Source organism: Nocardiopsis sp. TNDT3 (assembly GCF_003427465.1).
Taxonomy (GTDB): Bacteria; Actinomycetota; Actinomycetes; order Streptosporangiales; family Streptosporangiaceae; genus Nocardiopsis; species Nocardiopsis dassonvillei.
In genome coordinates, this window is the sequence record NZ_QPFC01000481.1 from 1 (window position 1) to 3343 (window position 3343).

The following is a 3343-nucleotide window of genomic DNA, read 5'->3' on the forward strand; positions in this document are numbered from 1 at the left end:
AGCCCCAGCCCCGGCGCAGGTACCGCGACGAGAGCCCCAAGCCCCGTTCGGTGCGGCGCGCCAGGCCGCTGCCCAAGCCGGGCGGCGTCCGCTGAGCCCCGACCGCCCCGTGGGGGCCAGGGGGAGCGCGCGGGCTCGTGCGCGACCGCAGGTGAGCGCCCGGAGCCCCCTGGCAAAGCGGACGTCCCCGGAGGGGGCGCGGGTCAGATCCCGTGCAGCTCGCGGGCCCAGGCCTCCAGCCCGGCGGCGAACCCCTCCCGTTGCTCCGGAGAGAGCCGGTCGAAGGCCCGCAGCAGGGTCCGGGCTCGACTGGCCACGAACGCGCGCATGAGCTCGCGGTGCTCGTCGGCCAGCGACACCAGGGCGCGCCGCCGGTTGGCGGGGTCCTCGCGGCGCACCACCAGCCCCACCCGGGACAGGTCGCCGACCAGTTCGCTGACGGTGGAGGGGCCCACCCCCAGACGGGAGGAGAGTTCGCCCATGCCGAGTTCCTGGCCGTGGACGAGCTGGGACAGCACCGCGCCGTGTCGGGCGGTCAGGTGGTGGTCGGTGAACAGCCGCCGCAGTTCGGCGGGCATCTCGGCGTGGGCGCGGCGGTAGTAGGTCTCGATCAGGGGCACGAAGCGCAGTGCCCCCTCCACCGCCGCGCGGTCCGGAACGCGCGTGTCGTCGGCCTCTTGCCGGCCCGCCCCCTGCTCCATGCGCCGATGCTACCGGGGGTTGTTGCTGTTGGATCGGGAAGCCACTCAAGCGCACACAAGGGCACAGGAGTGAGCCCCTACTGCTGCCGAAAAGCGGTGTGTGGTGTGTGTCCCCATCCCGGTGGACGGCCCGCCCAGGAAAGTCTGTCCGAGGAGTTCGTTGATTCTCCGGACAAGCACCCCCGGTCCTGGCGACGGTCGTGTCGAACACAGCAACGAAACCGGCAGGGTCAGGAGGCGAGGCGAGATGGCAGGTATCGGCATGCGGCGGTTGCGGTCGATCGCCGACCCGTTCCTGGTCCCCGCGCCGACCGGGGTGAGCGTGCGTGACCGGCTCAAAGACCTCACCCCTGAGGACGAGGCGGTGCTGCGGGCCGTGGGCGCGCACCTGGGTTCGCTCGCCTCCACGGACCTGGCCGCCCGGTGTGCGGACGGCACTGGCCACGACAAGGACTCCTGGGCGGCCCGCAAACGGGAGTTGACCGCTGAGTCCTCGTCGCGGTGGGCCGGAGCCCTGACCAGGGCCTCCAACGAGCAGTGGGCGCTGGCCCGCCGCAGCCAGGCCGCCCACCTGCACCGCCTCCAGGCCGGGATCGACACCCTGCGCCACCGGTTGTCCCAACCCCTCGGGATCAAGGGCACTCAGGGTGTCCCGGCCGGGTACGCCTCACGTCAGGAGTGGCACGCCAAGTCCCGACGCCTGGCCACCCTGGAGCATCGCCATGCGGTGGCGGTGGCCGCCTGGGAGGAGGGCCGTGTACGGGTGGTGCGCGGCGGCAAACGGCTGCTGCACACCCGCCACCACCTGGAGCAGGCGCAGCTGACCGAGGCCGGATGGCGGGCCCGGTGGGAGGCCGCCCGCTTCTTCCTGTCCGCTGATGGTGAGTCCGGCAAACGCCACGGCAACGAGACGATCCGTATCACCCCTGAGGGGCAGGTCAGTATTCGGTTGCCCGCCCCGTTGGCGCATCTGGCCAACGCTGCCCGTGGTCGGTATGTGCTCTCAGGCCGGGTGGTCTTCGCCCACCGGGGCGCCGAGTGGGCTGATCGGGTCGAGGCCGATGGGGCGGTGGCCTACCGCATCCACCTGGATACGGATCGGGGCCGGTGGTATGTGAGCGCGTCCTGGACCCTGCAGGCGGTGCCTGCCCTGCCTCTGCAAGCGGCGCTGGCCCACGGGGTGATCGGGGTGGACGCCAACGCCGACCACCTGGCCGCCTGGCGACTCGACACCCACGGCAACCCGACCGGGAACCCGCACCGCTGTGAGTTCGACCTGTCCGGGAACTCCCAGCACCGGGACGCCCAGGTACGTCATGCCCTGTCCCGGTTGCTGCGCTGGGTTACCGCGAGCGGCATGCGGGCCATCGCTATCGAGGACCTGGACTTCGCCCGCGAGAAGTCCCGGGAGAAACACGGGCGGCGTAAGAAGTTCCGGCGGCTGATCAGTGGTTTTCCCACGGCTCGGCTGCGGTCCCGGTTGGTGTCGATGGCCCACACCCTGGGGGTGTCGGTCATCGCCGTGGACCCGGCGTATACATCAAGGTGGGGTGCCCAGCACTGGCAGCGACCCCTGACCACCACAACCAGGAAGGTCTCCCGGCACGATGCGGCCAGCATCGCGGTCGGGCGGCGCGCCCAGGGCCACCCGGTCCGGCGACGGACGGCACCGCCCCCACACCACCAGGGTGATGGTGTGGGGCATCGGACCGCCCAGGCCGCACCGGGCAGTCACAGGCGTGAGGGAAACCGCCCACCCGTCACGGAGCGTGCACACGATGTGCGTGGCCGGACGGGGCAGGAACGCGGTGACCCAGCCCATCCAGCACCGTTCGGGATGGGTGCGGTGCCAGCGTGACCCCCCCGAGGTCACTTCTGATCACTGTTCAGGAACGGTGTGACGTGGTCGTTCGGGGCTCAGTCGGCGACGCCGACGGCCCGGCGCACGGTGGCCGGGTCGTCCAGGACCCGCAGCAGCGCGTGCGCCAGGTCCGCGCGCGAGATCCGGTAGCCGGAGGGCACGTTGCGGTCCAGGGCCAGGCGGTACTCCCCCGTGGCCGGGGCGTCGGTCAGCTGGGGCGGGCGTACGACGGTCCAGGCGGCGCCGCTGGCCTCCAGGGCGGCCTCCATCCGCCCCAGGTCGAGGTAGGCGTCGCGGAAGAGCCTGCCGATCAGCGGCATGAGCAGCCGCTGCGGCAGCGGTCCGCCCGGCTCCTTCGGGCCGACGGGTGAGGCGCTGACCACGGCCAGGCGTGTGGCGCGGTCGTCCTCCAGCGCGCTCAGCACCGCGCCGGTCCAGGTGGTGGCGGGAAATCCGCCCTTGGCGCTCGCGGCCAGCGCCGAGACCACCGCGTCCGTCGCGGAGAGCAGGGAGCGCAGCCGGTCGGGTTCGGGGACGGGCATCCGGACCGTCTCCAGGCGCTCGTGGGTGACGGGCAGCCGCGCCGGATCGCGGACCAGGGCCGTGACCCGGTGTCCCGCGTTCAGGGCCTGGTCCACGACGTGGCGCCCGGTGCCTCCGGTGGCGCCCAGGACGGTGATGCGCATGCTGACTCCTCGGGGGGTGGCGGGGAGGGCCTTCTGGAACCCATCTTATTTCGGGTGCCCGAAGTATCCGTTCGGGGTGGGCTTCCCGCGCGCGG

The 3343-nt window shown here is 72.4% G+C and carries 3 protein-coding genes; 1 reads left to right on the plus strand and 2 read right to left on the minus strand.

The genetic code is table 11. The annotated features are described in order from the left end of the window. Positions 1-203: 203 nt before the first annotated feature. The gene (locus tag DQW06_RS12460; RefSeq protein WP_013153153.1) at positions 204-701 is read right to left on the minus strand and encodes a MarR family winged helix-turn-helix transcriptional regulator; all 498 of its coding nucleotides are present in this window, start codon (positions 699-701) and stop codon (positions 204-206) included. A 247-nt stretch (positions 702-948) separates the two neighbouring features. On the opposite strand from DQW06_RS12460, the gene DQW06_RS12465 reads away from it, so the two are divergent. Beyond that, the gene (locus tag DQW06_RS12465) at positions 949-2559 is read left to right on the plus strand and encodes an IS200/IS605 family accessory protein TnpB-related protein (RefSeq protein ID WP_198662434.1); all 1611 of its coding nucleotides are present in this window, start codon (positions 949-951) and stop codon (positions 2557-2559) included. 59 nt (positions 2560-2618) lie between these two features. Here the strand turns inward: DQW06_RS12465 and DQW06_RS12470 are convergent, their stop codons facing one another. After that, complete coding sequence (locus DQW06_RS12470) at positions 2619-3248, minus strand: NAD(P)-dependent oxidoreductase (RefSeq protein WP_013153152.1); 630 nt, start codon at positions 3246-3248, stop codon at positions 2619-2621. Positions 3249-3343: the final 95 nt, after the last annotated feature.